Below are 15,217 nucleotides of genomic sequence, written 5' to 3' on the forward strand. Positions count from 1 at the left end.
CGCCGTCTCTTGCTTGACCCTGCGTTGTCAGCGCCCTAAGCCGCCGCGATTGCAAAACCAGCCGGTTCCCCGTGGCGCTTCCTCCGCTCGATTCACCGCAATGGCAGACCTCGTTCCGCGCCTTCCTGTGGGGTGCGCGTTCGATCGGTGCGACCGTGCTGACCTTGGTGCTGTTTGCGACCTATCTCGGCATCGGCGCGCTGGCGCATGATAGCGGCTTCTCGCTGGGTTGGACCCTGGCGAGCACCGCCTTCGTCTGGGCAGGGCCCGCGCAGATCATCGTGATCACGACGCTCGGCTCCGGCGCCACCGTGCTGCAATCGGCAATCGCGGTCACCGTCAGCGCGATCCGCCTGTTCCCGATGGTGGTGTCGGTGTTGCCGATGATGCGCACCGAGCAGACCAAGCGGCGGCATCTGATCCTGGTGGCGCATCTGACCGCTGTCACGCTGTGGGTCGAATGCTACCGCTTCCTGCCGCAGGTGCCGCGCAACCGCCGGATCGCCTTCATCCACGGGCTCGGCTTGGGGCTGGTCTCGGTCTGCCTGATCGCCAACACGATCGGCTACACGCTCGCGGCCAACCTCACGCCGTTGTTCGCCGCCGGCATGCTGATGCTGACGCCGCTCGCCTTCCTGTTCTCGACCGCGCGCAACTGCCGCGAGCTCGCCGATGTCATCGCGCTGGTGCTTGGCCTATTGCTGTTCCCGCTGGCCGCGATGCTGAACAGCGGCGTCGACATCCTGGTCAGCGGGGTCGTCGCAGGCACCATCGCCTATGCCGTGCACCGGGCGAGGGCAGGCATCGTCGGGGCGCGCGCATGAGCGGTTTCATCGGCGACTGGCACGCGCTCGCAATCCTGTTCGTCGCGGGTGTCATTCCCAACCAGATCTGGCGCATGCTCGGCCTGTGGTTCGGCGGCGGCATCGACGAGAACTCCGAACTCTTGGTCTGGGTGAGGGCGGTCGCCACCGCGATCCTCGCCGGGATCATCGCGCAGATCGTGGTGCAGCCGCCCGGCGCGCTCGCCAGCGTGCCGGACTGGCTGCGCTACAGTGCCGTCGCCGCCGGCTTTGCGGTGTTCATGCTGGCGAGGAAATCGATCTTCGCCGGCGTGATCGCGGGCGAAGTCGTCATGATCGCGGGCAAATACTGGCTCGGCTGATTGCGGCGTCCGCATTATCCGCTACTCTCGCCCCCAAGAACACGACAACGGGGAAACGGCATGCAGCGGCGCGCATCATCGCTATTCATTGTTGTTCTGACGGCGTTGTTGGCGGCAACGCTGCCGGCGCGTGCCGCGGATTATCCGACGCGTCCGATCAAGCTCGTGGTGCCCTATGCCGCGGGCGGGCCGACCGACGTGCTCGGTCGCGTCGTCGGCGAATATCTCGGGCGCGATCTCAAGCAGGTGGTGGTGGTCGAGAACAAGGCCGGCGCGCAGGGCGCGATCGGCGCCGAGGCCGTGGCGCGGTCCGATCCCGACGGCTACACGCTGTTCGTGACGGCCGCCTCGATCTTCGTGCTCAATCCGCTGCTCTACAAGAAGCTGCCCTACGATCCGGCCAGGGATTTTCGCCTGCTGTCCGTGATCACGGACGCGCCGATGATCATGGAGGTGCATCCCTCGGTGCCGGCCACCACGATCGCGGAGTTCGTCGCCTACGCGAAGAAGAATCCCGGCAAGCTCAATTTCGGCTCGGCCGGCACCGGCGGCACGGTTCATCTCGCCGGCGAGATGTTCAAGCAGATGGCCGGCGTCGAGATGACCCACGTGCCCTACAAGGGCGCAGGGCCCGCGCTGACCGACCTGCTGTCAGGCAACATCCAGCTGATGTTCGACACGCTCGGGACCGCGCTGCCGCCGGTCAAATCAGGCATGCTGCGGCCGCTCGGCGTCAGCTCGACCGAGCGCATCCCCGATTTGCCCGATCTGCCGACGATTGCCGAGAGCGGCTATCCCGATTATGCGGTCAGCGTCTGGTATGGTATCGCAGCGCCGTCGAAAGTGCCTGACGACGTCGCCGACAAGATCAAGGCGAGCCTCGACCGGGCCTTGAACGACGAGGCGTTCCGCGCTTCGCTGCTCAAGATCGGTTTCCCGCCGCTGCGCGCGAAGAGCCAGGTCGAGATCGACAAGTTCGTGAATACCGATCGCGCGCGATGGGCGGGCGTGGTCAAGGCGCTGAACATATCGCTGGATTGACACATGGTACGTGAAATGGAACTGCGCCCGGGCGAGGTCGCCGTCGACATGCCGACGGCGCGCGATGCCGGGCTCGTCTTCATCGGCCGCATCCGCACGCCCTGGACCTCCCGGCTGGCGACGCCGCGGCAGGGGCGGCATGATGGCCCGGTGTGCCGGCTCGAGATTTTCGAGCCCTGGGTCGCGGCGATCAAGGGCGTCGACTTCTATTCAAATCTCGAGGTGCTGTACTGGCTGCACCAGTCGCGCCGTGACATCGTGCTGCAAAGCCCGAAGAACAACGGCAACACCCGCGGCACCTTCTCGCTGCGCTCGCCAGTGCGCCCCAACCCGATCGGCACCGCGATCGTCAAGCTGGTCGGTGTCGAGGGCAACGTCATCCTGGTGCGCGGCCTCGACTGCCTCGACGAGACGCCGCTGATCGACGTCAAGCCCGACCGCTGCGAGTTCACCCCGCTGGCCCCGCCGCAGGCGGGCGATTTCGAGACGGAGTAGCTCGTCATTCCCCGGTGCGCAATTGCGCACCTGAGGGCGTCGCGAGCGACGAGCCCGGAATCGATCGCGCCCCATCTGAGTTAGTTAGGTATCGGAATCGCAAATCGGACTGGACTGATCCTTGGTCGCGAGAGAATCGAACGAAACGCTCTTGCGCTTTGTATTGCAGCGCTAGCATCCGGACACGGGTGTGGAGGATGGCATCTTCGGCGCTGCATATGAACTTCGCGACAAGACTGATATGCCAGTTCAGGACCGCGAATTGCTGGAGAGCCTGCTATTGTGGTTCAAGGCTAATCTGGCAGTGCCGGAACGGTTCAACCGTACCAAGTCAAAGGGCTTCTACCGAAGGAAGACCGCCGGCGTTTCGTGGTTGAAATCCACCGCGCGGGAGCACGTCGCTAAGCTGCGTGCGTTGGCGGTCATCCTGGAGAGGAATGGCTTCACGTGTCCGAGGTTGCAACGACCAAGCCTGGATATGTCGTTTTCCAGGATGACTATCAGGTTGTCGCGGAGCCGTTTCGCGAAGTGCGGTAGGTGCGGTGAAATGGATGGATTCCGGGCTCGCGCCAAGAGACGCGCCCCGGATTGACGGGGTGAGAGGTGACCTACTTCAACGCCGCGATCAGGCTTGCCGCATGCGCCTCCAGCACCTTGCCGTCTTCCTTGCGGCTGGCAGGCGGCAGCAGCGCGACGCCGTCCTTGCGCGGCATCACGTGCATGTGCAGATGGAACACGACCTGGCCGCCGGCGGGCTCGTTGAATTGCTGCACGGTGATGCCGTCGGCCTCGAACGCCGTCATCGCGGCGGCGGCGATCTTGTGCGAGGCGCGCGCGACGTGCGCGTAGTCGTCGGGCTTGATGTCGAGGATGTTGCGGGCAGCGGCCTTCGGAATGACGAGCGTATGCCCCGGCGAGCGCGGCATGATGTCGAGGAAGGCGAACACGTGCTCGTCCTCATAGACCTTGTAGCAAGGCAGCTCGCCGCGCAGGATCTTTGCAAAGATGTTGTTGCTGTCGTAGGCGGCGGGCATGGCGGCGGCTCCTCAATTGGATTGCTTTATTGCCTAGGTGGCGACGGAGGCGTCAAGCGTCGTCGTCGACCGTCTTGCGGAACGGGCCGGCCTCGGCGAGCTCGCGGCCGACCTCGGCGACATAGTCGCGCTCGCGCTTGAGGTAATCGGCGATCGCCCGGCGCAGTCCGGGATCGGCGATGAAATGCGCCGAATAGGTGGTCTGCGGCAGGTAGCCGCGCGCCAGCTTGTGCTCGCCCTGCGCGCCGGCCTCGACCACCTTGAGCCCGCGCTGAACCGCGAAATCGATCGCCTGGTAGTAGCAGACCTCGAAATGCAGGAACGGGTGGTGCTCGATCGCGCCCCAGTTGCGGCCGAACAGCGTGTCGGAGCCGATGAAGTTGATGGCGCCCGCGATCCAGCGTCCGTTGCGCTTGGCCATCACCAGCAGCACGTCCCGGCTCATGGTCTCGCCGATCAGCGAGAAGAATTCTCGGGTCAGATAGGGCCGGCCCCATTTGCGCGAGCCGGTCTCCATGTAGAACTCGAAGAACGCATCCCAGGCGTCCTCGGTGATGTCGGAGCCGGTCAGCCAGTGGATGGTGATCCCGGCGGCAACCGCCTCGCGGCGCTCGCGCTTGATGCCCTTGCGGTGGCGCGAGTTCAGCGAGCCGAGAAAGTCGTCGAAAGTCTTGTAGCCCTGATTGTGCCAGTGGAACTGCTGGTCGGTCCGCTGCAGGAAACCGTGTGCGCCGAGGAACCTGGCCTCGTCCTCGCGGGCGAACGTCACATGCACGGAGGAGGCCTCGGTGGCGTTGCAGAGTGCCCGCAGGCCTCGCGCCAGCGCCGAGCCGATCACCTCGCGGTCGACGCCGTCGCGGATCAACAGCCGCGGCCCGGTCGCGGGAGTGAAGGGGACGGACACCTGGAGCTTCGGGTAATAGCTGCCGCCGGCGCGGTGATAGGCCTCGGCCCAGCCGCGATCGAACACGTATTCGCCCTGCGAATGCGATTTCAGATAGCAGGGCACGACGCCGACGATCCGGCCATCGAGTTTGGCGACCAGATGCCGCGGGCCCCAGCCGGTCCGCGGGCAGGCCGAATTGGAGGTTTCCGCGGCGGCGAAAAAGGCGTGGGAAACGAACGGGTTATAGCTCGAACTTGCGGTGGTCTGGCAATCGTTTGCGGAGCCGGGCGAGGCCAGCGTGTTGAGGTTATGGATGCTGTCCGCGTCCGCCTTGGGATTGGCGCAGGCGTCCCATTCGGCGGCCGGAATGCCGCCGATGTCAGCTACAGCCTCTAGGGTGATTTCAGAAGACGCCATCGAGAATGAAGACCGGTGCCTCGTTTGAGCATGATCTTTCCGGAACAGCTGGCTCCACTTCCGGATCATGCCCCGCATTCCGCCATCGCCGATGACGACCAACCTTCGCCAACATCGTGCGTCGCAGCGACGAGTTCAAGACTGCAAGGGCATGTCTCGGACATGTCAGGTTCCCGGCACAAACCCCTCGAAAATCATCTGGTCGGCGTAGCGCGCCGCGCGTTCGCGCTGTTCCACGGTCCGCACGGTCCAGGCCAGCAGCGGACAGCCGAAAACGTTGCGGGCGATCCACGGCTCCGGCGCCGGCAACTGGTTGACCCAATAGGCGACGAAATGCGGCTCGGTCGTAAAGCCGTGCCGCAGGTAGAGCATGCCGTCGCGCTGCGCCGGCGTCAGCTTGTCCCAATGGCCGTCGTCATAGGTGCGCTGGGCGGTGATGCCGCGCGGCAGGTTCGGCATGATCTCGCGCAGCGCCAGCACCTGGTCGGGATCGAAGGACATGCCGACCACCGGGCCGGAATAGGACGCCAGCACTTCGGCCATCCGCCGGACCAGTTTGCGGTCGCCGTCGAAATGGCTCTTTACCTCGACCACCAGGGGCACGCGGCCGGCGACCAGCGCGCAGAGATCGCCGAGCGTCATCATCAGCTCGGCGGTGTCCTTGAACTTGACGGCCTTCAGCTCGGCCGCTGTCTTGGTCGCCAGCAGGCCCGAGCCCTCGGTGAGGCGGCCGAGCGCATCGTCGTGATGCACCATGGCCTCGCCGTCGGCGGTGAGCTGGATATCGCATTCGATGGCGAAGTTGCCGGCGACCGCGGCGGTGGCCGCGGCCGGCATGTTCTCGATGATGCCGCGTGCGGCATCGTGCAAGCCGCGATGGGCGACCGGCCGTTTCGTCAGCCAATCAGGAGCGCGCATCGATCAGGCGACTTCGAACACGCCTTCGACTTCGACCGCGGCGTCCGCCGGCAGCGAGGCGACGCCGACGGTGGTGCGGGCATGGCGGCCCTTGTCGCCGAATGCTTCGACCATCAGATCGGAGGCGCCGTTCAGCACCTTCGGCCCGTCGAAGAAGTCGGGCGCCGAATTGATGAATCCGCCGAGCCGCACCACGCGCACCACCTTATCGAGGTCGCCGAGCGCGGCCTTGATCTGAGCCAGCAGGTTGATTGCGCAGCCGCGCGCGGCGGCGGCGCCCTGTTCAAGCGTGACGCCGGCGCCGAGCTTGCCCTTGGCGATCAGCTTGCCTTCGGCGTTGAAGCAGACCTGGCCGGACACGAACAGCAGGTTTCCGCTGCGGACGAAGGGGACATAGTTTGCGACCGGGGAGGTCGGCTCGGGAAGCGTGATGCCCTGTGACGCCAGTTTTTGTTCGACGGTACCCGCCATTTTTTGGTCCCCCAAATTGGATTGCACGAAGCCTGAAACGCGGTCAGGGCCAAGTTTGTTTCGATTGTTTCGCGCATCGTGCCGCCGGTTGCAAGCGACGGTAAGGTGAGGACAACGCGGCTATGACGTGCCGAATCGCATGGAAAGCTGCCGAAAATGACGGCATTTTCGCTGCGTACATTGCCATTTTGTCAGACTTGCCCCAGTTGCGGCGCAATACCACCGTCACTATTGTGGCGAATCCCTGCCTCCTTGAGGAAACCACATGACTCTGCCGTTCCGGACTCCGTCGCGTGCCCTGGTGTTTGCGATCGCCGTTGCCGCAGGATCCGGCCTGGTTCAGGGGTCCGCGATCGCGGCGGCAAGCGGGCCGTTTCTCGCGCATCAGGCGCTCTACGACCTCAGCCTGGTGAAGTCGCGCGGCTCCAACTCGGTGAGCGATGCGCGCGGACGCATCCTCTACAATTTCTCCGGCAACTCCTGCGAAGGCTATACCTCCGAATTCCGCCAAGTGTCCGAGCTCGACAGCGGCGAAGGCAAGGTGACGCTATCAGATCTTCGCTCCACGTCCTGGGAGGACGCGTCGGGCAAAAGCTACCGCTTCAAGATCGACACGCGGATGAACGACAGCGAATCGTCGCCGGTCGACGGCATCGCCGAGCGGGTCGGCGATCATATCACCGTGAAGCTGACCCAGCCGGTGAAGAAAACGTTCAATATCGACGGCAAGATCGTGTTCCCGACCGAGCAGATCCAGCACATCATCGCTGCCGCCCGCGACGGCAAATCGGTGCTCGAGCAGACCGTCTATGACGGCTCCGACAACGGCGAGAAGGTCTACAACACGCTGACCGTGATCGGCCGCCCGATCGCGGGCGACCGCGTGCCGTCATCGCCCGATCCGTCGACGGCGAGCAATGCGATGAAGGCGATGACGCGCTGGCCGGTGACGGTGAGCTATTACGACAGCGACGCGCGCGCGAAGGACGGCGAGCAGACGCCGGTCTACGCGATGTCGTTCGAGCTGTACGAGAACGGCGTCTCCCGCGCGCTGGTACTGGACTACAACGATTTCGTGATCTCGGGCGCGCTCGACAAGTTCGACGTCAGGGATTCCAAGCCCTGCAAGTGACAACGCAGTTGTCATTCCGGGGCGATGCGAAGCATCGAACCCGGAATCTCGAGATTCCCCGGTGCGCGATTGCGCACCTGCGGTCTGGTCCTACGGACCATCCCGGAATGACGTCCTCTCTAGGCGAGCGCGCCGTAGCCGGATAGGCTTCCCACAAACACGCGTGTCAGGGAGGCACATCATGAGCGAGCTCAACCATCTTCGCCCCAGCGGCCTGCATCACAATCCGGCTTACTCCCACGTCGTCGTCGCCTCCGGCGCGCGCACGATCTACATTTCGGGACAGGTCTCCGTCGACGAGGAGGGCCGCGTGGTCGGCGTCGGCGATCTCACCGCGCAGACGACGCAGGTGATGCAGAACCTCGGCATGGCGCTGAAGGCCGCCGGGGCCAGTTATTCCAATATCGTCAAGATCACGACCTTCGTCGTCGGCTACAAGCCGGAGCTCCGTCCCATCATCGGCAAGGCGCGCTCGGCATTCTTCGAGGGCATGGAGCCGCCGGCCTCTACGCTGGTCGGCGTCACCGCGCTCGCGGCGCCGGAATGGCTGATCGAGATCGAGGCGGTGGCGGTCGCTGATTGACACCAGCCGTCGTGCGCGGGCTCGACCCGCGCATCCATCGCTCTCCAAACAATCTTTCTTGATGGATGGCCGGGCATAGGCGAGCGGAAGCGACGCCGTCCTTTGGACGGCTACGCCCGGCCATGGCGACTGATTATTCCTCCGCGTTTTTCTGCGGCCCCTCATAGGCGATGCCCCGGATCACGGCGGCATTGCCGAACTTCTTGCGCAGATTGTCCATCGCGCGCTCGGCGTGCGCCGAGCGGCGGTCGAGCATGTCGGAATCATTGGCCTGCGCGCCCGGGCGCAGCGCGCTGACGCCGGTGCCCATCAGGCGGAAGGCGGTGCCGTCGATTTCCTTCGCGAGCATCTCGCGCGAGACCGCAAAGATCTTGGCGGCAAGCTGGGTCGGGGTCTGGATCGATTGCGAGCGGGTGCGCTGGCGGAAGTCCGCGGTCTTCAGCTTCAGCGTGATGGTGCAGCCCGAGAGCTCGCTGGTCTTCAGCCGCGCCGAGACCTTCTCGGACAGTTTCCAGAGCAGTTTCTCCAGCGTCGCGAAGTCGCGGATGTCGGTCTCGAAGGTGGTCTCGCTCGAGATCGTCTTGGCGCCGCGATCGGCGACCACGCGGCGGTCGTCGATGCCGCGCGCCAGCCGCCACAGCCGGCGGCCTTCGCTCGCGAACTGCTTCATCAATTCGTTCTCGTCGGCGCGCTGCAGGTCGGCGATGATGCGAAAGCCGCGCTGCACCAGCTTCTCCTGGGTCGCAGGGCCGACGCCGTAGATGAACCCGACCGGTTTGGCCGCGAGCATCTCGCGCGCCTCGTCCTGGTCGAGCGTGGCAAAGCCCCTCGGCTTGTCGAGGTCGGAGGCGATCTTGGCGAGGAACTTGTTGCAGGACAGCCCGACCGACACCGTGATGCCGATGTCGCGCTCGACATCGCGGGCGAATTTGGCGAGCACCTTGGCCGGGATCATGCCGTGGACGCGCTGCGTGCCGGCGAGATCGAGGAAGGCCTCGTCGATCGACAGCGGCTCGACCAGCGGCGTCAGCGCCTGCATCGCCTGCCGCACCTCGCGCCCGACCCGGACATACTTCGCCATGTCCGGGGGAATCACAGTCGCGTCCGGGCAGAGTTCCAGCGCCTTGAACATCGGCATCGCCGAGCGGACGCCGTAGGTGCGGGCGATGTAGCAGGCGGCGGACACCACGCCGCGCTTGCCGCCGCCGATGATGACCGGGCGATCGGCGATGGCGGGATTGTCGCGCTTCTCGACGGTGGCATAGAACGCGTCGCAGTCGATATGCGCCAGCGCCAGCGCGGGCAGGGCGCGATGACGCACCAGCCGCGGCGAGCCGCAATGGCTGCACCGCTTCACCTTGATATCGAGATCGCCGAGGCAGTCTCGGCAGAAACTGAGGGGGCCGTCGGAAGCTGCCGCTGCCGTCGTCACGGCACGTCGCGCTCCCATTTCGGGTCGCCCAGCGCCTGATGGGCGGCGGCGATATTGGTCGGGTGCAGTTCCGAGGCCTTGGCAAACGCCGTCACGGTGGCGTCGTCGCGCATCACGAAATCGAGCACGCTCGCAAGAAATTGAGGATCGGACGCAGCGTTCCGCAGCGTCTCTGGACCGATTCCGGTTTCGGCCAGGAACAGGCCCAGCCGCTCGGGATCGCCGGCAATGAAGCCGAGCGCCTGAATCGCAACGATTTCAGCAACTTCCCGGGGGTTGTGAACAGGCTTTTTCAACGCGCCGGTTTGCCTTTCCGTTAACTTATGGTCTCTATTGAGAGGCCCATCATGCCCGAGTCTTCCGCGGGTGTTCAAGCAACGGAAACCACGCTGCGGAAGTTGGACTTCGGGTTAACGGGTTAGAGCGATTCTGGCGCTAGTTTGAATTCACATTTTCGACGCGCTCCGAGCGCGGTGCGTGAGGTGCCGCAGCCGGGCCCGTCTCCTGGGTTTGGGAGGGACGGGATGGCCAAAACCGTCCTGATCGTGGAGGACAACGAGCTCAACATGAAGCTCTTTCGCGATCTGTTGGAAGCGCACGGCTATCAGACTTCGGGCACCAGCAATGGCTTCGAAGCGCTCGATCTCGTCCGCAAGCTGCGCCCCGACCTCATCCTGATGGACATCCAGCTACCCCAGGTTTCCGGTCTCGAGGTCACGCGCTGGATCAAGGACGATCCCGATCTGCGCACGATTCCGGTGGTCGCGGTCACCGCCTTCGCCATGAAGGGCGACGAAGAACGCATCCGCGAGGGCGGCTGCGAAGCCTATTTGTCCAAGCCGATCTCGGTCGGCAAATTTATTGAGACTGTCCGACGCTTTATCGGATAGGGGAGTTGTGGTGCAATGTCCGCGCGTATCCTCGTGGTCGATGACGTTCCGGCGAACGTCAAGCTGTTGGAAGCCCGTCTGTCAGCCGAATATTTCGACGTGCTGACTGCTTCCAACGGGACCGAGGCACTGGAAATCTGTGCACGCGCCGAATGCGACATCATCCTGCTCGACGTCATGATGCCTGACATGGACGGCTTCGAGGTCTGCCGCCGGCTGAAGTCGAATCCGGCGACCCATTTCATTCCCGTCGTCATCGTCACCGCGCTCGACAGCCCGGCTGATCGCGTGCGCGGCCTTGAGGCCGGCGCCGATGACTTCCTGACCAAGCCGGTGTCCGACGTCGTGCTGATCGCGCGCGTGCGCTCGCTGACGCGGCTGAAGATGATGACAGACGAGTTGCGCATGCGCGCCATCACCTCGCTCGAGATCGGCATGCAGGCGCCCGAGCGCAGCGCGATCGCCGACAAGGGGACCGGCGGCCGCATCCTTCTGGTCGACGACCGGCCGTCGTCCTACGAGAAGCTGGCGCCGATCCTCTCGGCCGAGCATACCGTCGACGTCGAGATCAATCCGTCGGAAGCATTGTTCCATGCCGCCGAGGGCAATTACGACTTGCTGATCGTGTCGCTGAGCCTCGACAATTACGACGGCCTGCGGCTGTGCAGCCAGGCCCGCTCGCTGGAGCGCACGCGCCAGGTCCCGATCCTCGCGATCTCGGATGCCGACAACAACACGCGGCTGATGCGCGGGCTCGAGATAGGCGTCAACGACTACCTGCTGCGTCCGGTCGACAAGAACGAACTCCTGGCGCGGGCGCGCACCCAGATCCGCCGCCGCCGCTACACCGATCATCTGCGCGACAATGTGCAGAACTCGATCGAGATGGCGATCACGGATGCGCTGACCGGTCTCAACAACCGGCGCTACATGGAAAGCCACCTCGCGACGCTGGCGGAGCAAGCCTCGATCCGCGGCAAGCCGCTGGCGCTGATGATCCTCGACATCGACTACTTCAAGGCGATCAACGACACCTACGGCCACGATGCCGGCGACGACGTGCTGCGCGAATTCGCCGTCCGTATCCGCAAGTCGATCCGCGGCATCGATCTCGCCTGCCGCTATGGCGGCGAGGAGTTCGTGATCGTGATGCCCGAGACCGATCTGCATGTCGCCGGCATGGTCGCCGAGCGGCTGCGCCGCTCGATCGCGGGCGAGCCCTTCACCGTCGACAAGGGCGGCAAGCGGATCACCGTCACGATCTCGATCGGTCTCACCACGCTGGAGCGGAAGGGCGAACTGGTCACCGATGTGCTCAAGCGCGCCGACACCGCGCTCTATCGCGCCAAGCACGACGGACGCAACCGCGTGGTGTCGGCCGCGGCCTAACGCCCGCGCTTCACCGCGTCATAGGCCATCCGCTTGAACTCGAACGAGAACGGATGGACGAACGCCATCTGGCGCTGCGCCATCATCACGCCGGCGATGCCCGTTTTGGGCGAAATCCACCACTGCGTGCCTGCAACGCCGCCCCAATAGAGCTCGCCGGCGGCGTCGGGATGATCGATCGGGGAGGGGTTGAGGATCAGTCCGCCGGCGAGACCGTAGGTCTTGCCGGGCTGCTCGCCCATCATCGCAAAGCGGATCCATTGGCCCGGTGTGAGCTGGTTGGCCATCGCCTGCGCGATCGTCTCCGGCTTCAGCAGCGTCGGGCCGCCGGGCAGCAGGCTGCGGATCAGCGCGACCATGTCATGCAGCGTCGAGACCAGGCCGCCGCCGCCGTTGAAGCGCGGCACCGGGCGCAGATAGGCGCCAGGGTAGGGCGCGTTGTCGGTGCGCGTCAGCCCGGGCTTCATCGGATCCATCAGGTCGGCACCGGCGTAATAGGCGACGAGCCGGTCGTGGTCCTTCTCCGGAACATGGAAGCCAGTGTCGACCATACCGAGCGGATCGAGGATGCGCGCCTTGATGAAGGTGTCGAACGGCTGGCCGCTCACCACCTCGACCAGGCGTGCGACCACGTCGATGGCAACGGAATATTCCCATGACGAGCCGGGATGGAACACCAGCGGCAGATCGGACAGACCGTCGACCATGTCGGCGAGCGTCGTCATCGGATTGAGGATCTTGCGCTCATTGTAGGCCTTGAAGATCGGTGTGCCCGGATCGAACAGGCCGTAGCTAAGGCCGGCCGAGTGGCTCAGCAGATGGCGAATGGTGATCGACCGTTGCGCCGGCTCGGTGTCGTCGATCGACGTCGCACCCGGCCGAAGCACCTTCCGGTTTCTGAGCTGCGGGATGAAGGTCTCGATCGGATCGTCGAGCCGCAAGCGGCCTTCCTCGACCAGCAGCAGCGCCGCGCAGGAGGTGATCAGCTTGGTGTTGGAGAAAACGCGGAAGATGTGATCGGTGCGCAGCGGAATCTGTGCTTCCTTGTCGGCCCATCCGACGCAGCCCGTGTCAGCGATGTCGCGCCCGACCAGAACCGTCCAGGAGATGCCGGACAGGAGATCATTGTCGGTAAAGCGCTGCATGGCCGCACGCGCCGGCGCGAAATCATAGCCGGTGGCGGTCACTTTCAGATCTTCCATGGTCGTTCCCCTGTTGTGCCGCAGGTCTTCCGTGTAGCAGGTCTTTGCGCGGTCGCTGTCAATCTCGCCGGACGGAATATCCGATCGGGAATGCCGTCGCCTGCGGTCGGTGTTAACAACCAAACCTGACTTCCGCACGCAACCGGATTTATCCGGCGCGTTTCTTGCCCGCGGGGGCGGGGCTGCCGACCTTGACGCCCGCATTTGCCAGCAACACCCGCGCGGCTTCCCTGGCCGCGCGCGCCATCGCCGGATCGTCGCGCACCAGATCCTGCGCGATCGAGCCGTCGACCAGGAGCGTGAGCTGGGTCGCGAGTCCCTCGGCATCGGCGACGCCGAGCTGCCGCAGCAGATTGCGAAACCAGAGGCGGCGGCTTTCCTTGAAGGCGATTGCGATGTTTCGGACCGTGCGGTCGTCGTCCTCCGGGCCGAGCTCGGCGACCGCGTTCACGAACGGGCAGCCGCGAAAGTCCCTCGCCGAGAACCGCCGCTCCAGCGAATCGAAGGTGGCGAGAATCTGCTCGGCCGGCGGCTTGTCGGAGGGGCGCGGCTGCACGAAGCGGCGCTGCAGATAGGCTTCGATCAGCGCGTCCTTCGACGGGAAGTGGTTGTAGAGCGTGCGCTTGCTGATGCCGATCTCGGCCGCGATGGTGTCGACGCCGATGGCGCGAATGCCTTGCAGGTAGAACAGCTTGTCGGCGGTCTCGAGGATCCGCTCCTTCATGGTCTGTTTGGGAGGCGGGGAAGCCATGCGCCAGCCGTGATCCTCTTCGCTTGACAGTCGGCGCCCTGTATAGCCTAAGTACACAGGTCTGTGTAACCAAAACATGCATGAATCGCAGGCCATGGCACGCGTGCCGTGCCGTGATGGGAGAACAAGAACAATGCCCCTGTTGCAGGTCCTGCGTCCCACGCTTCCCATTCTGATCGGCGCCTCCATCATGCTCACGCTGAGCATGGGACTGCGGCAGAGCCTCGGCATCTTCATGCAGCCGCTGACGCACGACATCGGCATCTCGATATCCCACTTCACGCTGGCGCTCGCGGTGCAGAACCTCGCCTGGGGTTTTCTGCAGCCGGTCGCCGGCGCGATGACGGTGCGTTACGGCTTCCGCCCGATCATGGTGGTCGGCGCGCTGGCCTACATCGCGGGCCTCGTGCTGATGACCACGGCGCATGGGCTCGTTGCCATCATGATCGGCGCCGGTGTCCTGATCGGCCTTTCGCTCGCCTGCACCGCGAATGCGATCGCGATGTCGGTCTCGGCGCGCGCGGTGCCGGAGACGGTACGCTCGACCGTGCTCGGCATGGTCTCCGCCGCGGGCTCGCTCGGCGCGCTGCTGTCGGCGCCGATCGGCCAGATGCTCAATGAAGGTTTCGGCTGGCGCGTCGGGCTTGCCGGTTTTGTCATTCTCTCGATCTTCATGATCCCGGCGGCGTTGTACGCCGGGCGCGTCGACAAGATTCCGCTGCCGAAGCCCGCGGCCGACGATATCGGCAACGCCACCGCGGCGACTGCGGCGAAGACCGCGTTCAGCAACGCATCCTTCGTGGTGATGACCTGCGCCTACATGGTCTGCGGCATGCAACTCGTCTTCCTCACCACGCATTTGCCGTCGTATCTGGCGATCTGCGGGCTCGATCCGATGCTGAGCGCGCAGACGCTCGGCATGATCGGCGGCTTCAACGTGCTGGGCTCGCTGTTCTTCGGCTGGGCCGGTCAGCGCTGGAACAAGCTGGCGCTGCTCGGCGCGATCTACATCCTGCGGTCGCTGGCGCTCGCCTGGTACTTCATGCTGCCGGCAACGCCCGGCTCGACGCTGCTGTTCGGCGCCATCATGGGCTTCCTCTGGATGGGCGTCGGTCCGCTGGTCGCGGGCGCGGTGGCCGAGATGTTCGGCTTGCGCTGGCAAGCGATGATCCAGGGCCTTGCCTTCATGAGCCACCAGGTCGGCAGTTTTCTCGGCGCCTACGGAGGAGGACTGATCTACGACTCGCTCGGCTCCTACACCATGGCCTGGCGCATCGGCGTCGCGCTGGGCCTCGCCGGCGGCATCATCCAGGTCGCCTTCGCCCTGATCCGGCCGGCGCAACCGCCATTGCTCAAGACCGCTTAGCTTCAGATCCCGTGAGGTCGGTGACTGCCCCTTGTGAGGGCAGTC

The 15,217-nt window shown here is 64.8% G+C and carries 17 protein-coding genes; 9 read left to right on the top strand and 8 right to left on the bottom strand.

Annotated features, from left to right (window positions below):
• The first annotated feature begins 71 nt into the window (after window positions 1–71).
• From E2I15_RS04565 to tsaA, 4 genes are read left to right on the top strand one after another with little or no spacing between them, the layout of a single operon-like run.
• The gene (locus E2I15_RS04565; protein WP_137477622.1) at window positions 72–824 is read left to right on the top strand and encodes an AzlC family ABC transporter permease; all 753 of its coding nucleotides are present in this window, start codon (window positions 72–74) and stop codon (window positions 822–824) included.
• Window positions 821–1,165 (top strand): AzlD domain-containing protein, encoded by a 345-nt coding sequence (locus E2I15_RS04570; protein WP_137477624.1) that lies wholly within the window; start codon window positions 821–823, stop codon window positions 1,163–1,165. The genes E2I15_RS04565 and E2I15_RS04570 overlap by 4 nt, the downstream gene beginning before the upstream one ends.
• Window positions 1,166–1,225: 60 nt before the next feature.
• Window positions 1,226–2,206: a Bug family tripartite tricarboxylate transporter substrate binding protein gene (locus tag E2I15_RS04575; protein ID WP_246667962.1), complete on the top strand. Its 981-nt coding sequence runs from the start codon at window positions 1,226–1,228 to the stop codon at window positions 2,204–2,206.
• A 3-nt stretch (window positions 2,207–2,209) separates the two neighbouring features.
• Window positions 2,210–2,701, top strand: a complete 492-nt coding sequence (gene tsaA, locus E2I15_RS04580; RefSeq protein WP_137477626.1) for a tRNA (N6-threonylcarbamoyladenosine(37)-N6)-methyltransferase TrmO — start codon at window positions 2,210–2,212, stop codon at window positions 2,699–2,701.
• 608 nt (window positions 2,702–3,309) lie between these two features.
• Here tsaA and E2I15_RS04585 read toward each other — a convergent pair.
• The 4 genes from E2I15_RS04585 to E2I15_RS04600 all read right to left on the bottom strand — a co-directional run bounded on the left by E2I15_RS04585 (window position 3,310) and on the right by E2I15_RS04600 (window position 6,427).
• Window positions 3,310–3,735, bottom strand: a complete 426-nt coding sequence (locus tag E2I15_RS04585) for an HIT family protein (protein WP_137477627.1) — start codon at window positions 3,733–3,735, stop codon at window positions 3,310–3,312.
• 52 nt (window positions 3,736–3,787) lie between these two features.
• Entirely contained in the window at window positions 3,788–5,038 is a 1,251-nt protein-coding gene (locus E2I15_RS04590) for a GNAT family N-acetyltransferase (protein ID WP_137477629.1), read from the bottom strand.
• Between the two features lie 165 nt (window positions 5,039–5,203).
• A complete protein-coding gene (locus tag E2I15_RS04595; RefSeq protein WP_137477631.1) occupies window positions 5,204–5,956 on the bottom strand; it encodes a glycerophosphodiester phosphodiesterase in 753 nt (250 codons plus the stop codon).
• A gap of 3 nt (window positions 5,957–5,959) precedes the next feature.
• A complete protein-coding gene (locus E2I15_RS04600) occupies window positions 5,960–6,427 on the bottom strand; it encodes a RidA family protein (protein WP_016845428.1) in 468 nt (155 codons plus the stop codon).
• Window positions 6,428–6,692: 265 nt separating this feature from the next.
• Here E2I15_RS04600 and E2I15_RS04605 point away from each other — a divergent pair, with 265 nt between their 5' ends.
• Together E2I15_RS04605 and E2I15_RS04615 are read left to right on the top strand one after the other, a co-directional pair.
• Window positions 6,693–7,559 carry a cell envelope integrity EipB family protein gene (locus tag E2I15_RS04605; RefSeq protein ID WP_137477633.1) on the top strand — a complete coding sequence of 289 codons (867 nt, stop codon included), beginning with the start codon at window positions 6,693–6,695 and terminating at the stop codon, window positions 7,557–7,559.
• A 181-nt stretch (window positions 7,560–7,740) separates the two neighbouring features.
• On the top strand, window positions 7,741–8,142 hold the full coding sequence (locus tag E2I15_RS04615) for a RidA family protein (RefSeq protein ID WP_137477635.1): 402 nt from the start codon (window positions 7,741–7,743) through the stop codon (window positions 8,140–8,142).
• 133 nt (window positions 8,143–8,275) lie between these two features.
• On the opposite strand, the gene E2I15_RS04620 is transcribed toward E2I15_RS04615, so the two are convergent.
• A complete protein-coding gene (locus tag E2I15_RS04620; RefSeq protein ID WP_137477637.1) occupies window positions 8,276–9,592 on the bottom strand; it encodes a DNA polymerase IV in 1,317 nt (438 codons plus the stop codon).
• Window positions 9,571–9,870, bottom strand: coding sequence for a DUF3572 domain-containing protein (locus E2I15_RS04625; protein ID WP_016845967.1), 300 nt, complete (start codon window positions 9,868–9,870; stop codon window positions 9,571–9,573). Before E2I15_RS04625 ends, E2I15_RS04620 begins: the two co-directional genes overlap by 22 nt.
• Before the next feature lie 228 nt (window positions 9,871–10,098).
• On the opposite strand from E2I15_RS04625, the gene E2I15_RS04630 reads away from it, so the two are divergent.
• Entirely contained in the window at window positions 10,099–10,464 is a 366-nt protein-coding gene (locus E2I15_RS04630; protein ID WP_016845968.1) for a response regulator, read from the top strand.
• Window positions 10,465–10,479: 15 nt separating this feature from the next.
• Window positions 10,480–11,853, top strand: coding sequence for a PleD family two-component system response regulator (locus E2I15_RS04635; protein ID WP_137477638.1), 1,374 nt, complete (start codon window positions 10,480–10,482; stop codon window positions 11,851–11,853).
• Here E2I15_RS04635 and E2I15_RS04640 read toward each other — a convergent pair.
• Together E2I15_RS04640 and E2I15_RS04645 are read right to left on the bottom strand one after the other, a co-directional pair.
• Complete coding sequence (locus tag E2I15_RS04640) at window positions 11,850–13,055, bottom strand: serine hydrolase domain-containing protein (RefSeq protein WP_246667963.1); 1,206 nt, start codon at window positions 13,053–13,055, stop codon at window positions 11,850–11,852. The two genes, E2I15_RS04635 and E2I15_RS04640, sit on opposite strands and share 4 nt — an antisense overlap.
• A 148-nt stretch (window positions 13,056–13,203) precedes the next feature.
• Window positions 13,204–13,806 (bottom strand): TetR/AcrR family transcriptional regulator, encoded by a 603-nt coding sequence (locus E2I15_RS04645; RefSeq protein ID WP_137477642.1) that lies wholly within the window; start codon window positions 13,804–13,806, stop codon window positions 13,204–13,206.
• Window positions 13,807–13,939: 133 nt separating this feature from the next.
• On the opposite strand from E2I15_RS04645, the gene E2I15_RS04650 reads away from it, so the two are divergent.
• Window positions 13,940–15,172: an MFS transporter gene (locus E2I15_RS04650; protein ID WP_137477644.1), complete on the top strand. Its 1,233-nt coding sequence runs from the start codon at window positions 13,940–13,942 to the stop codon at window positions 15,170–15,172.
• The last annotated feature ends 45 nt before the right edge of the window (window positions 15,173–15,217 follow it).

It is taken from the genome of Bradyrhizobium sp. BR2003 (assembly GCF_009720285.1).
Taxonomy (GTDB): Bacteria; Pseudomonadota; Alphaproteobacteria; order Rhizobiales; family Xanthobacteraceae; genus Bradyrhizobium; species Bradyrhizobium elkanii.